The following is a 15,005-nucleotide window of genomic DNA, read 5'->3' on the forward strand; positions in this document are numbered from 1 at the left end:
GCGAGGGTGCTGGGCGAGGGTGCTGGGCGAGGGTGCTGGGCCCAGCACGTGCCGGTACCGTGCGGAAGTGACGACGGCAGACCTGATCATCCTGGTGGTGGCCCTCCTGGCCGTCGTGGCGGCCGTGGTGGCGGTGACCCTGGTGATGCAGGTCCGCTCCACGATGGCCCGCCGCTCCAGCCAGGCCGACCGCCCCGAGCCGCTGGACGCCCAGCCCGCCGACCGGCCGCTGCCCGCCGTGGTGATCAACCCGAGCAAGTTCTCGGACGTCGAGCCGCTGCGCGCGCAGATCACCCGGGCGTGCCGCGAGCTCGGCTGGGCCGACCCGCTGTGGCTGGAGACCACCCCCGAGGACCCGGGGATCGGCCAGACCCGCCAGGCGCTGGAGGCCGGTGCCGACCTCGTGGCCGCGTGCGGCGGTGACGGCACCGTGCGCTGCGTGGCGCAGGTCCTCGCCGGCACCGGCACGGCCCTCGGCCTCGTGCCGGCGGGCACCGGCAACCTGCTGGCCCGCAACCTCGACTTCGCCATCTCCCGGGCCGCGGAGATCTCCCCCGACGACGTGGGCGAGGCGATGCGCGTCGCGCTCACCGGAGACGACCGGCGCATCGACGTCGGCTGGGTGACCGTCGTCGGGCCGCACGGCGAGGAGCACCGGCGCCCCGAGGAGCGCGCGTTCCTCGTCATGGCCGGGATGGGCTTCGACGCCGCGGTGATGGCGAGCGTGCCCGAGCGGCTCAAGGCCAGGGTCGGGCCGATCGCCTACTTCGTCTCGGGCGTGCGGGAGCTGCGCGGCCACCGCACCCGGGTGCGCATCGAGGTGGACGGCAGGAGCCACACGCGCCGGGTGCGCACGGTGGTCGTGGGCAACGTCGGCCGGCTGCAGGGCGGGCTGACCCTCATGCCGGACGCCGAGGTCGACGACGGCTACCTCGACGCCGTCTCGATGGGCCCGCGCGGCCTCATCGGCTGGGTCGACATCGCCGGTCGCCTCGTGACGCGCCGCAGCCGTCCCGACGGGCGGATGGACCACTGGCGCGGCCGCGAGATCGTCCTGACCGCCGAGAGCCCCCAGCCCGCGCAGCTGGACGGCGACCCGGTGGGCGACGCGCGCCAGCTGCGCCTGCGCGTCGACGAGCGGGCCCTCGTGGTCCGCGTCGCCGCGGGCGCCGCACCGCAGGCCGGCTGAGCCGCGCGGCGAGCGGCGCCTAGCTCCGGGCCCCGGCGCGCACCTGGGACAGCCACTCCCGCGCAGCGGTGAAGTCGGCGTCGGAGGTGCCGGGCGGGGAGGACGGCGCGGCGCCGTCGGCGCGGGGGTAGGAGCCGAGGAAGCGCAGCGAGGCGCAGACCCGGCGCAGACCCATGAGCGCCTCGCCCACGCGCGGGTCGGCCACGTGCCCCTCGCAGTCGATCGAGAAGGAGTACCGCCCCAGCTCGGTGCCGACCGGGCGGGACTCGATCCGGGTGAGGTTGACCCCGCGCGCGGCGAACTGCTCGAGGAGCTCGAGCAGCGCGCCCGCGCGGTCCTCCGCCAGCGAGGCCGCCAGCGTCGTCTTGTCGGCGCCGGTGGGCGCGGGCACGGGGCCGGGGCGGGCGACCACGACGAACCGGGTGACCGCCGAGGCGTTGTCGGCCACCCCCTCGGCGAGCACCTGGAGCCCCCACGTGCCGGCGGCGACGTCGGCGCAGAGCACGGCGTCGTAGGGCGCCTCCCCGGCGGCCACGGCCTGCGCCGCGGCCGCGGTGGACAGCGCCGGCACGGTGCCCGCGGCGGGCAGGTGCGCGGCCAGCCAGCCCCGGCACTGGGCCAGGGCGTGGGGGTGGCTGCCCACGCGGGTGACCTCCTCCAGCGCGGTGCCGGGCCGGGCGGCCAGCACGAACGCGATCGGGACGAGCACCTCGCCCACGACGACGAGGGGGGCGCCGCCGGCCAGGGCGTCGAGGGTGGCGCTGACCCCGCCCTCCACCGAGTTCTCGATCGGCACGACGGCTGCGTCGACCGCTCCGGTGCGGACGGCGTCCAGCGCGGCGTCCACGCTCGTGAAGGGCAGCCGGACGGCGTCGGAGGAGCCGGGCAGGCGGCGCAGCGCCGCCTCGGTGAACGTCCCCTCCGGTCCGAGGAAGGCCAGTCGCTGCGGGCTGCTGCCGTCCGGGGCCTGCGAGGTCATCGCGCCACGCTAGTGGCTGCGCCAGCGCGCCCAGCGCGCGCGCAGGCGGCGCGCGGCGACGGCGCGAGCGACGTCGCGGTAGCGGCCGGCCCCCCGGGCCCGGGACCACCAGCCGCCGTCGGGCTCGCGGTGGGCGACCGCGCACGGCACCTCCTCCACCCGGTGGCCGGCGGCCACCACGTCGAGGGTGAGCGCGGCCTCCACGCCCGCTCCCCGCGCGAGCGGGAGGGCCGCCTCCAGCGCCTGGCGCGTCAGGCACCGCGCGTGCGAGAGCGGCTGGGACGGCGCCCAGCCGCTCGTGGCGCTCACCCCGCGACGGGCGAGGGCGGCAGCGCGGCCGCCCTCGCCGCCGGGCGCCTGCTCGGGGGCCAGCGCGACGGCCATGTCGAGCCGACCGGTCAGCACCGGCGCGGTGAGGGCCGCGCTGGCGGCCGCCGCCTCGCCCAGGTCGGCGTCGACGAGCAGCAGCGCGCGCCCGCGGGCCGCCGGAACCGCACCGCGCTCCTCCCACAGCGCCACCGCGCCCGCGCCCGTCTCCAGCGCGGCCGCCCTGCCCCGCCGGCGCCGGTGGCGCACCACCCGCGCGCCGGCCGCTGCGGCGAGCGCCGCGGTTTCGTCGGAGCTGCCGTCGTCGACGACCACGACGAGGTCGACGCCGGGCACCGTGCTGAGCGCGCGGACCGTGGCGGCGATCCGGTCCGCTGCGTCCCGGGCCGGGACCACGGCGGCCACGCGCGTGGGGACGGCGCGGGGTGGGACGTCGGGCACGGCGTCGGGCACGGCGTCGGTCAGCGCAGCGTCAGCTGGCGGGAGACGACGCCCGCCCGGGCCCGCCGCTCGTCGGCCGTCAGCGGCGCGGTGACCGCGAGGGCCTCCGCCAGCCGCTGCCCGAAGGCCGCCGCGGGCTCCTCGACGTCGTCGGGCCCGGTGCCCGCGGCGAGGTCCCACACCGGGACGAGGAGGCCGTGGGCGCGGAAGGCGCCGAGGTAGCGGCTGCCCGCGGCCAGGGCCGAGGCACCCGCGGCGTGCAGGCGGGCCAGGGCGTCGAGCAGCGCCTGCTCCTCCTGCGGGAGCACCCAGCGCAGCAGCTCGCGCTCGCCCGCGCGGCACCAGTACGCACCCTCCACGCCGCTCAGGCGCGCGGTGGGCACCACGGAGGCGCCGGCCTCCTCCAGGGCGGCCCGCGCCGAGGCGTCGGCGGAGGAGGGGTCGGGCAGCCAGAAGTCGAAGCCGTCGTGGACCACGACGTCGAACCCGGCGGCCGGGTCGAGCAGGTCCTGCAGGCGCGGACCGGGGCCGGGCAGCGCGCCGGGGGCCAGCGGCGTGCCCGGCTCGGCGGCCAGGGCCCGCACGAGGGCCGCGGCGACGTCGCGGCTGGCGTCCCCGGAGCTGACCGGCGCCTGCAGGCCCAGCAGCACCGAGCCGTCCGCGCGGCGCAGGGCCGGAGCGGCCATCGGCAGGACCGTGGCCACGGTGACCTCGAGGTCGGCCGGGACGCCGTGCGCCGCCGCACCCGGAGCGGTGCGCACCGTGGCCGTGGCGGCCGGCACGATCTCGCGCAGCGCCACCCAGTCGACCTCGCCGGCCAGGCCCTCGAAGGGGCGCAGCACCAGGGCGGTGGCCTGGGCCGCCGCCGCACGCCCGTGGCAGAGCTTGTAGCGCTTGCCCGAGCCGCACGGGCAGGGCTGGCGCGGGGAGACGACGGGGACCGCCTGCCCGGACGGGGATGCGGTCGAGGGGCTGGCCGGTGCGCTCACCCGACCACTCTCCCACGCGAGGCGGGAACCGCCCGGCTCAGGCGGTGCGGGGCAGGTCGACCGCGGTGCACGCCGTGGGGATGCAGGCCCACACGGTGCGGCGGCCCGTGGCGTCGGTGTCCGAGCCCCACGCCGAGGTCAGCGCCTCGACGATGCGCAGCCCGCGGCCGGTGGTCGCGGTCGCAGCGGCGTCGCGGGGGGCGAGCGCACCCCCGCCGCCGTCGACGACCTCGACGCGGACGGCCCCCGCCTCGACGGACCAGCGGAGGAGGACGTCGCCCTCGCCCAGCGGCGCCGCGTGGCGGACGGCGTTGCCCAGCAGCTCGGAGACGACCACGGCGACGGCGTCGACCACGGCGAGCACGGCCGGGTCGGCCACGGGGGCGCTCAGGGCGGCGACCAGCGCGCGGCGGGCGTGCGGCACCGCCATCGCCTGGTGCGGGAGGAGCACGGAGCAGCCGCTGGCCCCCGCGGGGGCCTGGAGCAGCGAGGGCGTGTTCGTGCTGCTCGGCACGGCCATCCCCCTCAGCACTCTCCGCTCGCTGACGGAGCAGGGGTACCCGAGGGCGGTCCCCGTGAAACATCACGAGGTGATCACGGCCCCCCGCGCTGCGCGCGTGACCGGCGCGTGAACATCAGATCAACGTCGGCTGCGGCACGGGTGCGAGGTCTTCAGCCGCCGCCTCGCGCGTGCCACTGTCGCGCCATGCAGACCCACGTGAGCGACTGGTACGCGCGACGCACCAGCCGGGCCGCCGACTGGCCGCTGGTGGCGATGGAGGCCTGCAAGGCCGACACGCGGGTGAGCGTGGTGCTGCCCGCCCTCGACGAGGAGGCCACGGTCGGCGCGGTCGTGGCGATGGTCGTCGAGCTCGGCGAGCGGACGGGCCTCGTCGACGAGGTGGTGGTCATGGACTCGGGCTCCACCGACGCCACCGCCCGGGTCGCCGCGGACGCCGGCGCGCGCGTGCACCACCGCGACGACGTCCTCCCCGAGGTCGGGTCCTTCCCGGGCAAGGGCGAGGTGCTGTGGAAGTCCCTCGCCGTGACCAGCGGCGACGTGGTCGCCTTCATCGACTCCGACCTCGTCGACCCGCACCCGGCGCTCATCACCGGGCTGCTCGGCCCGCTCCTGTGCCAGCCGGGCGTCTCGCTGGTCAAGGGCTGCTACGACCGCCCGCTGGCCGGCGTCGACGCGACCTCGGGGGGCCGCGTGACCGAGCTGGTGGCCCGGCCCCTGCTCAGCCGGCTCGCCCCGGACCTCGCGGGCGTCGTCCAGCCGCTCTCCGGCGAGTACGCCGCGCGGCGCTCGCTGCTGGAGCGCCTGCCCTTCGTCTCCGGGTACGGCGTGGAGGTCGGGATGCTGCTCGACGCGCTGCGCCTCGTGGGGCTGGACGGCCTGGCCCAGGTGGACCTGGGCCACCGGGAGCACCGCAACCAGAGCACCGCGGCGCTGGGCCGGATGGCCGCCCAGGTGCTGTCCGCGGTGCTCTCGCGCTCCAGCGCCGTCCACGACCCCGACGCGCTGGCGGGGTCGCTGACGCAGTTCGTGCGCGACGCCTCCGGCGCCTGGGCCCCGGAGGAGCGCGACGTGTCGCTGCACGAGCGGCCCCCGATGGTCACCGTCCCCGGCTACCGGGCCCGCACCGGCGCCCGGTCGGCGGCGCTGGTGGGCTGACCGCTCAGGCGGTCCACTCCTCCCAGGAGAGCGTCCAGTCGCCGAGCCCGTTGGTGAGCTCCAGCGGGCGGTCGGTGCCGACCACCTCCACGACGTCACCGCGCAGGGACAGGTCGTGGAACCACTTCGCGTCGGGCTCGGAGGCGTTGATGCAGCCGTGGCTGACGTTCGCGCGCCCCTGGCTGGGCACCGACCAGGGGGCCCCGTGCACGAACTCGCCCGAGTTGGCGATCCGGGTCGCCCACTTGACCTGGGTCTCGTAGTCCAGGCCGACGGTGGCGCCGTCCATGAGGTAGTCGGCGTACTTCTCCGTCACGAGGTGGACGCCGGAGCGGGTCACGAAGGCCGGGTCGGCGTCCTCGCGACCGGCGGAGATCGGCATCGTCCGGGCGACCTCGCCGTTGACCCACGTGGTCATCTGGTGCGTGTCGGCGTCGGCGACGGAGACGTGGGCGTCGCCGACGGTGAAGGTGATGTCGCGGTCCTCCGCGCCCCAGCGCCCCTCGCCCAGCTCGAACCGGGTCAGCGGCACCTGCACGCGCACCTGCGTCCCGCTCGGCCAGTGCTCGCGCGGGCGCCAGTGCACGCGGTCGGCGGCGATCCAGCGCCACGCGCCCTCGACGCCGTCGGTGCCCTCGAGCACGATCGCGTCGGTCAGCGCCTGGCGCTGGTCCTCCGGCACCTCGGCGGTGAGCATCACCACGACCGGCATGCCGACCCCGACGGTCTCGCCGTCCAGCGGCATGAGCTTCGCCCGCGAGACCTGGTCCTCCCCCACCACCGAGAAGGCCAGCCGGCCGGTGGCGCGGGCGCCGTCGGCGCCCCGGGCGGTCGCCGTGGCCGTGCAGTCGGCGCCGAGCGGCAGCGGGGCGCCCGGCGTCCAGGCGTCGCCGTCGGCGGTCAGCGGCACGACGGTGCCGTCGGGCACGGCGACCTCGACGCGCTCGACCTCGCCGCCGGTGACCTGCACGAGGAACCGGGGGCGCGGGCTGGTGCCCGTGCCCGGGTCGCCGCTGGCGAGGGTGAGCGAGACCTGCGCGGGGGCCGCCGACGGCGCGGCGGCGGGCCGGCGCTCGTCGGGGCTGCAGGCGGCCAGGGCGGCGCCCCCCAGCCCTGCGGCGCCGAGCAGCAGGAAGGACCTGCGCGACGAGCCCCTCGCGCCCATGGCGCCTCCCTCGACCTGCGCGACCCGGTCGCGACGCCGCTGCGGCCCCGGTGCGGGGCCGACCACAGGCTAGAGGATCACAGCACCCGCGGAGGCTCCCCGCCCTCGGCCTCGAGCGGCCGGCCGGCGTCGAGCCAGGCCCCCATGCCGCCCTCCACGACCACCGCGTCCACGCCGTTGGCGACGAGCCAGGCGGCGGCCCGGGTGGCTCGGCCACCGGCGCGGCACAGCACGTGCACCTCGTCGTCCGCGGGCAGCTCCCCCAGGCGGGCCGGCAGGTCGCCCAGCGGCACGTGCAGGGCCCCGGGCGCGTGGCCCGCGGCCCACTCGTCGTCCTCGCGCACGTCGAGCAGGACGGCGTCCGCGGGCACCTCGGTCACCGGCAGGGACGGGACGGGCTCGCTCACGGTGGACCTCCTCGTCGACCCGCTCAGGAGGCGGGGCTGGGGCTCACATCCTCCCAGGCGAGCGAGCGGCGCGGCGCCGGGGCGCTCGGCGCGGGCCCGAGGTCGAGGGCGCTGGCCGGGGCGGGGCGGGCGAACCAGTAGCCCTGGGCGACGTCGCAGCCCAGGGCGAGGACGGCCGCCCGCACGGCGTCGTCCTCGATGCCCTCGGCCACGACGCTGAGGCCCAGCCCGTGGCCCAGCTCGACCATCGAGCGGACCAGGACCTCGTCGGCCGTGCGCGCGGCGACGTCGGGGGACGCGAGGCCCGCGATGAACGAGCGGTCGATCTTCAGCTCGTCGATGGGCAGGGTCCGCAGGTAGGACAGGGAGGAGAAGCCGGTCCCGAAGTCGTCGATGGAGACGGTCACGCCGAGGGCGCGGACCTGCCCCAGCAGGTCGGCCGCCCTGGCGGGGTCGGTGAGCAGGGAGTTCTCGGTGATCTCGAGGCGCAGGAGGGCCGGGTCCGTGCGCCGCCGGTCGAGGGCGCCGGCGAGCGCCGGCACGAAGCCCGGCCGCACCAGGCACCGCGGGGAGACGTTGACGGCGACCTGCACGCGGCGCCCGGCCGCCACCCAGCGGTCGATCTGGTGCAGCGCCAGGTCGACGACCTTGAGCGTGAACGGCTCGGCGAGGGCGGTGGCGTCGACCAGCGGCACGAAGTCCCCGGGCTGCAGGAGCCCGCGCACGGGGTGGTTCCACCGCACGAGGCCCTCCACCCCGTGGACCGCACCGTCGGACAGGGCGACCTTGGGCTGGAAGTGCAGGACGATCTCGTCGTCGCGGTCCAGGGCCCGGCGCAGGTCGGCGAGCGTGCTGAGGCGCTGGGTGCTGTGCCCGTCCTGCTCGCCGTCGTACACCTCCACGCCGGAGCCGGCGTCCTTCGCGGAGTACATCGCCACGTCGGCCTGGCGCACCAGCCGCTCGGCCACCAGCGCCCGGTCCTCAGCGGTCGCCGGCCCGGCGCCGGACGCGCCGGCGGGCCTCCCGCGGTGCAGGGCGATGCCGATGCTCGCGTCGACGTCGACGCGCACGCCGCCCACGTCGACCGCGCCCTCGACCGCCTCGCGCAGCGCGCGGCCCACGGCCCGGGCGCGCGCCTCGTCGGCGCCGGGCAGCACCGCGGCGAACTCGTCACCGCCCAGGCGGACCAGCAGGTCCTCGGGGCCGACCGCGGCGGCCAGGCGGGGGCCCACCCGGCGCAGCAGGTCGTCCCCCCAGCTGTGCCCGAGGGTGTCGTTGACCTCCTTGAAGCGGTCGAGGTCGAGGACCGCCACGGCCACGCGGCCGTGCGGGGCGCGGACCAGGGCCTCGTCCAGGGCGTCGGCCAGGGCCGCGCGGTTGGGCAGCCCGGTGAGCAGGTCGTGCGAGGCGCGGTGGTGGAGCTCGGCGATGAGGGACTCCTGGTGCAGCCGCCCGCTCTCGGCCAGCCGCCAGGTGACCAGCGAGCCGACGCAGGCGGCGGCGAAGAACCCGGCGTGCACCCCCGCGAAGCTCCAGGGGGCGTCGTGGTGGCCGGCGGAGTGGCCGAACACCGCGTGGGGCCACGCCGTGCCGACCACGCCGTGCTCGGCGACCACCGCGGCGACGGCCACGAGGAACGGGGGCCACGCCTCGTAGAGCGCGACCACGGGGACCATGACGAAGAAGTGGAAGTGCGCCTCGATGTAGCCGCCGGAGACGCTGACGAGGAAGGCCGAGCACGACATGAGGCCGACCGAGGAGGCGCACGCCGCCAGCGCGCGCGAGGGGCGCACGCGCCCGCGCGACCACGTGCGGCTGGTGGCGAGCAGCCAGAGCGCCAGGGGCACCAGCAGCAGCAGGTCGCTCACCGCGCCGCCCCCGCGCAGCAGCGACCAGGCCAGCAGCACCGGCAGGTGCACGGCGAGCACGGTCGTCACCCAGCGGTGGCGGACCTCCCACACCTCGGGGGCCAGCGCGTGCCCGCGCGGCAGCAGGACGCCGAGCGCGGTCGGCGGTCCCGGGCGCGGGGCGGGGGCGGGCGCAGCTGTCACCCCGCGGGCATCGGCGCGCGGGACGCCGGGGTTGAGCGGTGCCCCCCGCCCGGGGGGTCCTCAGCCGGTCGGGCCGCCGCTGACGCCCGCGCCCTCCGAGCGCTGGACCCGCACCTGCGCCACCTCGCCCTCGTCCTCGGAGCGCTCGTCCGGCCCCGGGTCGACCGCTCCCCCGCCGCCGGGCTCGGCGTCCACCGGCGGGAGCTCCTCGACGCGGATCCGCGCGGCCCGGCGACCGTCGACCTCCAGGACGGTGAAGCGCCGCCCCAGGCCCTCGACCTCGTCCCCGACGGCCGGGACCCGCCCGAGCTCGGTCATGACGTAGCCGGCGAGGGTCTCGTAGGGGCCCTCGGGCAGCTCCAGGCCGGTGGAGTCGGCCACCTCGTCGCGGTGCAGCAGCCCGTCGACCTCGACGACCCCGTCGTGGGCGTCGGCCGCGTGGGCGGCGCCGTCCTCGTCGTACTCGTCCTCGATCTCCCCGACGAGCTCCTCGACGAGGTCCTCCAGGGTGACGATCCCGTCGGTGCCGCCGTACTCGTCGACGACGACCGCGAGGTGCCGCCCGCTGCGGCGCATCTCGGTCAGCGCGGGCAGCAGCGTCTTGCTGCCGGGCAGCATCGCCACCGGGCGGCTGTGGTCACCCACCGTGCCGCCGGTGCCGTGGCGGGCGGCGCTGAGCAGGTCGCGCACGTGCACGAAGCCGAGGACGTCGTCCGCGGACTCCCCGGTGACCGGGTAGCGGGAGTGCGGCTGGTCCTCCACGGCCGTCGCGGCCTCCTCCACGCCGAGCGCGGCGGGCAGGAAGTCGACCTCGGTGCGCGGCACCATCACCTCGCTGAGCCGGCGGTCCGCGGCGTCGAAGACGTCGTCGATCATCCGGCGCTCCTCGGCCCCGAGCTGCCCGTGGCTGCTGACCATGTCGCGCAGCTCCTCCTCGCTGACCTCCTCGCGGTCGGCGTTCGGGTCCAGCCCGATGAGGCGCACCACGAGGTTGGTGGAGCGGCCGAGCACCCACACCACGGGGCGCGTGATCGTCGCGACGCGGTCCAGCACCGGCGCGACGAGCAGCGAGACGCCCTCGGAGCGCTGCAGGGCCAGGCGCTTGGGCACGAGCTCGCCGAGGACGAGGGAGGTGTAGGACACGAGGACCGTGACGATCACGAGGCCGAGGGTGACGGCGACGCCGGCCGGCACCCCCCAGCCCTCCAGCACGGGCTGCACCCGCACCGCGAGGGTCGCGCCGCCGAAGCTGGAGGCGAAGAAGCCGGCGAGGGTGACGCCGATCTGCACCGAGGACAGGAAGCGGTTCTCGTCACCGCGGAGCCGCTCCACCGCCGCGCCGCGGCTGCCGCGGCCGGCCAGGTTGCGCACCTGGCTGTCGCGCAGCGAGACCACCGCCATCTCCGACATGGAGAAGAAGCCGCCGACGAGGACGAACACGACGACGAGGACGATCTCGACCCAGGCGCTCACGGCCTCCATCCTCCCAGGCGGCGGCTCAGCGCAGGAACTTGGACGTCCGCCGGTCCGCCAGCGGGGTGCCGCCGGTCTGGCAGGTGGCGCAGTACTGCAGGGAGCGGTCGGCGAAGGAGACCTCCCGCACGACGTCCCCGCACACCGGGCAGGCCTCGCCGGTGCGCCCGTGCACGGCCATCCCGGCGCGCTTGGCGTCCTTGAGGTCGGCGGCCGGGCGTCCCGCCGCCGTGGTCACCGCGCGGGTGAGGACGTCGCGCAGGGCGGTCCACAGCCGCTGCACCTCCTCGGCGTCCAGGCGCCCGGCGGGGGCGAACGGCGAGAGGCGCGCGGCGTGCAGCACCTCGTCGCTGTAGGCGTTGCCCACCCCGGCCAGCACCGACTGGTCGCGCAGCAGCCCCTTGACCTGCTGGCGCGAGCCGGCGAGCAGCGCCTGCAGCGCAGCGACGTCGAAGGCGGGGTCGAGCGGGTCCGGCCCGAGCGAGGCGATCGCGGGCACCTGCGCGGGGTCGCGCACCACGTGGACCGCCAGGCCCTTGCGGGTGCCGGCCTCGGTGAGGTCGAAGCCCGGGGTGGCGTCCGGCCCGCCGTCCGGTGAGGGCTCGGTGAAGCGCACCCGCAGGGCCAGCGGGCCCTTCCCGGGCCGAGCCGGGCGCTCGGGCACGGCGTCGTACCAGCGCAGCCAGCCCGCGCGGGCGAGGTGGAAGACCAGGTGCAGACCGTCGACGTCGAGGTCGAGCCACTTGCCGTGCCGGTGCACCGCGGTGACCGGCGAGCCGGCGAGCGACTGGGGAGAGGGGTCGTAGGTCTTCAGCACGCTGATCGCGGCCACGTCGACGCCGGTGACGACCGCGCCGACCAGGCGGTCGCGCAGGAAGGAGGCGAGGGCCTCGACCTCGGGCAGCTCGGGCACGTCGCCCAGCGTGGCACCGGCGCCGCGCCCGCGCGGCCCGCGCGCGCCGCCCTCCCCCGATCGGCCGCCCGGCGCCGACCTGCGACCACCTCCTCCCCGCCGATCGTGGAGGAGACCGGGGTGCGGAGGCGCTCCCACCCCCGACTGCTCCATGATCAGCGCGTGGACGACCGCGGGCCCGGCATCGCCCTGGCCTCGCCCCAGGGGCGCGCGGTGGTCGCGGCGACCGTCGCCGGGTCGTCGGTCGCCTTCCTCGACGCCAGCGTCGTGACCGTGGCGCTGCCGGCCCTGGGCCGCGACCTGGACGCCGACCTGGCCGCGCTCCAGTGGACGGTCAACGCCTACACGCTGACCCTGGCCGCCCTGATCCTGCTCGGCGGGTCCCTGGGCGACCGGTACGGGCGGCGCCGGGTCTTCACCACCGGGGTCGTCTGGTTCGCGGTCGCCTCGGCCGCCTGCGCCCTGGCGCCCACGGCCGGCGCCCTGGTGGCGGCGCGGGCGCTGCAGGGCGTCGGCGGGGCGCTGCTGACGCCGATGTCCCTGGCGATCCTCCAGACGTCGCTGCGCGAGGGCGACCGCGCCCGCGCGATCGGCGTGTGGTCGGGGGCGACGACGCTGGCGACGGTGGCGGCGCCCGTGGTCGGCGGGGCCCTCGTGGCCCTGGACTGGCGCTGGGTCTTCGCCCTGAACCTCCCGCTGGCCGCCGTGACCGTGCTGCTCGCCCAGCGCCACGTGCCCGAGACGCGCGGACGCGCCGCCGAGGCCCCGCTGGACACCGCCGGCGCCGTCCTGTGCGTGCTCGCGCTCGGCGCCCTGACCTGGGCGCTGACCGCCGCTCCGGACCAGGGGGCCTCGACCGGCGTGCTCGTCGCCGTCGTCCTGGCGGCGCTCGCGGGGGCGGGGTTCGCCGCGAGGGAGCGGATCGCCCGCGAGGCCCTGGTGCCGCCGGCCCTGTTCGCCGACCGCACCTTCACCGCGGCGAACGCCTACACGCTCGTGGTCTACGCGGCGCTGGCCGGGTCGGGGCTGCTGGTGACCCTCCAGCTGCAGGTCTCCCTCGGCTGGAGCGCCCTGGCCGCGGGGGCGGCGACGCTGCCGTCGTCGCTGCTGCTGGGCGTGCTCGCCGGGCGCGCGGGGACGGCGGGCGAGCGCGTGGGCGCCCGCACCATGCTCACCGCGGGAGCGCTCGTGGCCGCGGCCGGCTTCGCCCTGCTCGCCGGCCTCTCCCCCGGCGACCGGTACGCGAGCGCCGTCCTGCCCGGCGTCGTGCTCATGGGGCTCGGCATCAGCGGCTTCGTCGCCCCGCTGACCTCGACCGTGCTCGGTGCCGCGCCGCCCGCGCTGGCCGGTGCGGCCTCGGGCGTCAACAACGCGGTGGCGCGCACCGCGGGGCTGCTCGCGGTGGCCGCGCTGCCGGCCCTCGCCGGGATCAGCGGTCGCGCGTACACCGACCCGGCCGCCCTGACCCCCGGGTACCGGACGGCGATGCTCGTCTGCGCCGGGCTCCTCGTGGTGGGGGCGGGCACCGCGGCGGTGGGCCTGCGCCGGTCGCCGCTCCGGCCGGGCCCGGGGGCCGCGAGGGGCTGACGCCGGGGGCTCCGACCGCGATCATGGGCGGGGTGCGGGTCCGGGGCTCACGGCCCTGCGCCTGGCCCACGACCGTCGAGGAGGACGCATGACGCCGAGCGCGCTGCGGGTGCGCCGCGCGAGCACGACCTGGCTGGCCGGGTCGTCCCTCGGCGCCGCGGTGGTGGCCCTGCCGGACAGCGGCCCGCGGCTGGTCGGCCTCAGCCGCACGCACGGCCCCTCGCTGCTGGACGCCGCGGGGATCGCCGTCCTGCTCGTCGCGTGGGTGCCGGTGCTCGCCGTGCTGTGGGCCGGGCGGGAGCTGCTGGCCGGGCGGGCCGGCGTCGTGCCCGCCGTGCTCGGCGCGGTGGGCTGCGCGGTCCTCGTCGCCAGCGTGGCCGGCGACACCGGCGCGGAGTGGGTCCTCGGCGTGGTCCTCCTCCTGGCCGGCCAGGCGCTGGCCCTGCTCGTGATCGCTCGCCGGGCGGCGCCGCGCGCGGTCAGCCGCTGACGTCCACGCGCGCCAGCGGCACCCCGCGGGAGCCGGCGAGCCGCTCGGCCTGGTCCTGCACCGCCGCCCGCGCGGCGTCCGGGACCGCGCCCCACAGCTGCACGGTGACGGCGAGCCGCGCACCGGCCCGGCGGGCGCGCCACGTGCCGAGCACCTCGCCGTCGACGACGACGGCGCCGGGTCGCGACAGCGCGGGCCACAGCTGCTTCGCCCGCGCCGGGTCGGGCACGAGCAGCTCGCGGGCCTGCAGGTACGGGTCGTAGGGGTCGAGCAGCCAGGTGCCGCGCGGCGCGGGCTCGCCGGACGCCGCCGCCTCGGCGTCCGGCGCCAGCAGCTGCAGCGACCGGCCGTCGACGACGACCTCGACGGCGTCGCGGGGCCACCGGGCGCGGACGTCGGCCGTCACGGCGCCCAGGTGCGCGGCCACCTGCTGCGGGGTGGCGGGGCCCAGGAGGTGCAGCGCGGCCCGCACGAGGTCGTGGGTTCCCGTGGAACCAGCGGTGGCGAGCTCCGCGCTGGGGCGCAGCACCGGCGGGGAGGTGCCCCGCTCCAGCTCCAGGCCGGCGCGCAGGGCGCCGAGGCGGAACGACAGCTCGTGCACGTGGGTGGTGCGGCACGACGGGCAGTCGCGCAGGTGCGGGCCCTCCAGCCGGGCCGAGACGCGGCCGGACGCCTCGCCCTTGACCATCGGGGCGGTCACCACGGCTCGGACGGCGGCGGTCACGACCTCCAGGCCGTCGAGCGCGCTCACGCCGGCCGCCCGCAGCGGCCCGGCTGCGCTGCCGAGGCGCGCGGCGGCGTCGGCCTCGCTGCGCGGCTCGAGCTCCGCCGCCACGGCGGCCAGGTCGGCCCGGCGGTGCAGGTGCGGGGCCGTGCGCAGCGTCCAGGCCAGCGCCAGCTCGTCGCCGGCCACCTCCTCCGGCGCTGCGCCGCGCTGGAGCAGCGCCCACGCGCCGCCGTCCGGGCCGGTGTCCTGGACGCCGAGGTCGAGCACGGCCACCTCGGACAGCGGCCGCGGCCGCCCGTCCAGCTGCTGGGCGCGCAGGCGGTGCGCCAGCGCCTGCGCGCGGGAGAGCGTCCGCGCGGTGCTCGTCCCCGGGGTGCTCGCCCCTGCGGTGCTCATCCGAGCACCGTAGGGGCCCGGGCGGGCGGCGCTCCAGGGCTCGCCGTCGCCGGTCAGGAGCCGGCTGCCGCGTGCACGGTCACCTCGGTGGCCTTGACCGCGAAGTGCACGTCGAGCCCGGGTTCGAGCGCGAGGTCGGCCGCGGCGGCGGCCGTGACGTCGGCGAAGAGCCCCGCGCTGCCGTCGGCGGCGT

14 protein-coding genes and 1 pseudogene are annotated in these 15,005 nt (G+C 77.9%); 4 read left to right on the forward strand and 11 right to left on the reverse strand.

Translation table 11 applies throughout. The annotated features are described in order from the left end of the window. The first annotated feature begins 67 nt into the window (after nucleotides 1-67). Nucleotides 68-1,189: a diacylglycerol/lipid kinase family protein gene (locus AC5FZL_RS05740; RefSeq protein ID WP_493617610.1), complete on the forward strand. Its 1,122-nt coding sequence runs from the start codon at nucleotides 68-70 to the stop codon at nucleotides 1,187-1,189. 19 nt (nucleotides 1,190-1,208) lie between these two features. Here AC5FZL_RS05740 and pheA read toward each other — a convergent pair whose 3' ends face one another. Genes pheA through AC5FZL_RS05760 form a run of 4 tightly spaced genes read right to left on the reverse strand, consistent with a single transcriptional unit; the run spans nucleotide 1,209 to nucleotide 4,439 of the window. After that, the gene (gene pheA / locus AC5FZL_RS05745) at nucleotides 1,209-2,168 is read right to left on the reverse strand and encodes a prephenate dehydratase (protein ID WP_493617611.1); all 960 of its coding nucleotides are present in this window, start codon (nucleotides 2,166-2,168) and stop codon (nucleotides 1,209-1,211) included. 9 nt (nucleotides 2,169-2,177) lie between these two features. Beyond that, nucleotides 2,178-2,948 carry a glycosyltransferase gene (locus AC5FZL_RS05750; protein ID WP_493617612.1) on the reverse strand — a complete coding sequence of 257 codons (771 nt, stop codon included), beginning with the start codon at nucleotides 2,946-2,948 and terminating at the stop codon, nucleotides 2,178-2,180. Between the two features lie 8 nt (nucleotides 2,949-2,956). Then, the gene (locus AC5FZL_RS05755; protein WP_493617613.1) at nucleotides 2,957-3,925 is read right to left on the reverse strand and encodes a DUF5926 family protein; all 969 of its coding nucleotides are present in this window, start codon (nucleotides 3,923-3,925) and stop codon (nucleotides 2,957-2,959) included. A gap of 37 nt (nucleotides 3,926-3,962) precedes the next feature. Next, nucleotides 3,963-4,439: an ATP-binding protein gene (locus tag AC5FZL_RS05760; protein WP_493617614.1), complete on the reverse strand. Its 477-nt coding sequence runs from the start codon at nucleotides 4,437-4,439 to the stop codon at nucleotides 3,963-3,965. Nucleotides 4,440-4,631: 192 nt separating this feature from the next. Between AC5FZL_RS05760 and AC5FZL_RS05765 the strand changes: the two genes are divergently transcribed. Next, the gene (locus tag AC5FZL_RS05765) at nucleotides 4,632-5,603 is read left to right on the forward strand and encodes a glucosyl-3-phosphoglycerate synthase (RefSeq protein WP_493617615.1); all 972 of its coding nucleotides are present in this window, start codon (nucleotides 4,632-4,634) and stop codon (nucleotides 5,601-5,603) included. Between the two features lie 4 nt (nucleotides 5,604-5,607). Here AC5FZL_RS05765 and AC5FZL_RS05770 read toward each other — a convergent pair whose 3' ends face one another. The 5 genes and pseudogenes from AC5FZL_RS05770 to AC5FZL_RS05790 all read right to left on the reverse strand — a co-directional run bounded on the left by AC5FZL_RS05770 (nucleotide 5,608) and on the right by AC5FZL_RS05790 (nucleotide 11,612). Beyond that, complete coding sequence (locus tag AC5FZL_RS05770) at nucleotides 5,608-6,768, reverse strand: L,D-transpeptidase (RefSeq protein WP_493617616.1); 1,161 nt, start codon at nucleotides 6,766-6,768, stop codon at nucleotides 5,608-5,610. A 77-nt stretch (nucleotides 6,769-6,845) separates the two neighbouring features. Further along, on the reverse strand, nucleotides 6,846-7,175 hold the full coding sequence (locus tag AC5FZL_RS05775; protein WP_493617617.1) for a rhodanese-like domain-containing protein: 330 nt from the start codon (nucleotides 7,173-7,175) through the stop codon (nucleotides 6,846-6,848). A 23-nt stretch (nucleotides 7,176-7,198) separates the two neighbouring features. Beyond that, nucleotides 7,199-9,226: a putative bifunctional diguanylate cyclase/phosphodiesterase gene (locus tag AC5FZL_RS05780; protein WP_493617618.1), complete on the reverse strand. Its 2,028-nt coding sequence runs from the start codon at nucleotides 9,224-9,226 to the stop codon at nucleotides 7,199-7,201. A 129-nt stretch (nucleotides 9,227-9,355) separates the two neighbouring features. Next, a pseudogene (locus AC5FZL_RS05785) lies at nucleotides 9,356-10,708 on the reverse strand (hemolysin family protein); the annotation flags it as partial. A gap of 16 nt (nucleotides 10,709-10,724) precedes the next feature. Next, complete coding sequence (locus tag AC5FZL_RS05790) at nucleotides 10,725-11,612, reverse strand: Fpg/Nei family DNA glycosylase (protein WP_493617619.1); 888 nt, start codon at nucleotides 11,610-11,612, stop codon at nucleotides 10,725-10,727. Between the two features lie 162 nt (nucleotides 11,613-11,774). Between AC5FZL_RS05790 and AC5FZL_RS05795 the strand changes: the two genes are divergently transcribed. Continuing rightward, entirely contained in the window at nucleotides 11,775-13,199 is a 1,425-nt protein-coding gene (locus AC5FZL_RS05795; RefSeq protein ID WP_493617620.1) for an MFS transporter, read from the forward strand. An 88-nt stretch (nucleotides 13,200-13,287) separates the two neighbouring features. Then, nucleotides 13,288-13,689: a hypothetical protein gene (locus AC5FZL_RS05800; protein WP_493617621.1), complete on the forward strand. Its 402-nt coding sequence runs from the start codon at nucleotides 13,288-13,290 to the stop codon at nucleotides 13,687-13,689. On the opposite strand, the gene AC5FZL_RS05805 is transcribed toward AC5FZL_RS05800, so the two are convergent. After that, on the reverse strand, nucleotides 13,679-14,812 hold the full coding sequence (locus AC5FZL_RS05805) for a DNA glycosylase AlkZ-like family protein (protein ID WP_493617622.1): 1,134 nt from the start codon (nucleotides 14,810-14,812) through the stop codon (nucleotides 13,679-13,681). The genes AC5FZL_RS05800 and AC5FZL_RS05805 overlap by 11 nt on opposite strands. Nucleotides 14,813-14,865: 53 nt before the next feature. Further along, the coding region (locus tag AC5FZL_RS05810) for a TOBE domain-containing protein (RefSeq protein WP_493617624.1) at nucleotides 14,866-15,005 on the reverse strand (140 nt) is incomplete at its 5' end.

It is taken from the genome of Quadrisphaera sp. DVD1 (assembly GCF_058932755.1).

What these genes read in the sequence shown, in the direction of transcription:
- pheA (WP_493617611.1), bottom strand. Translation starts at nt 2,168, where the DNA reads ATGACCTCGCAGGCCCCGGACGGCAGCAGCCCGCAGCGACTGGCCTTC.
- AC5FZL_RS05765 (WP_493617615.1), top strand. Translation starts at nt 4,632, where the DNA reads ATGCAGACCCACGTGAGCGACTGGTACGCGCGACGCACCAGCCGGGCC.
- AC5FZL_RS05770 (WP_493617616.1), bottom strand. Translation starts at nt 6,768, where the DNA reads ATGGGCGCGAGGGGCTCGTCGCGCAGGTCCTTCCTGCTGCTCGGCGCC.
- AC5FZL_RS05800 (WP_493617621.1), top strand. Translation starts at nt 13,288, where the DNA reads ATGACGCCGAGCGCGCTGCGGGTGCGCCGCGCGAGCACGACCTGGCTG.
- AC5FZL_RS05805 (WP_493617622.1), bottom strand. Translation starts at nt 14,812, where the DNA reads ATGAGCACCGCAGGGGCGAGCACCCCGGGGACGAGCACCGCGCGGACG.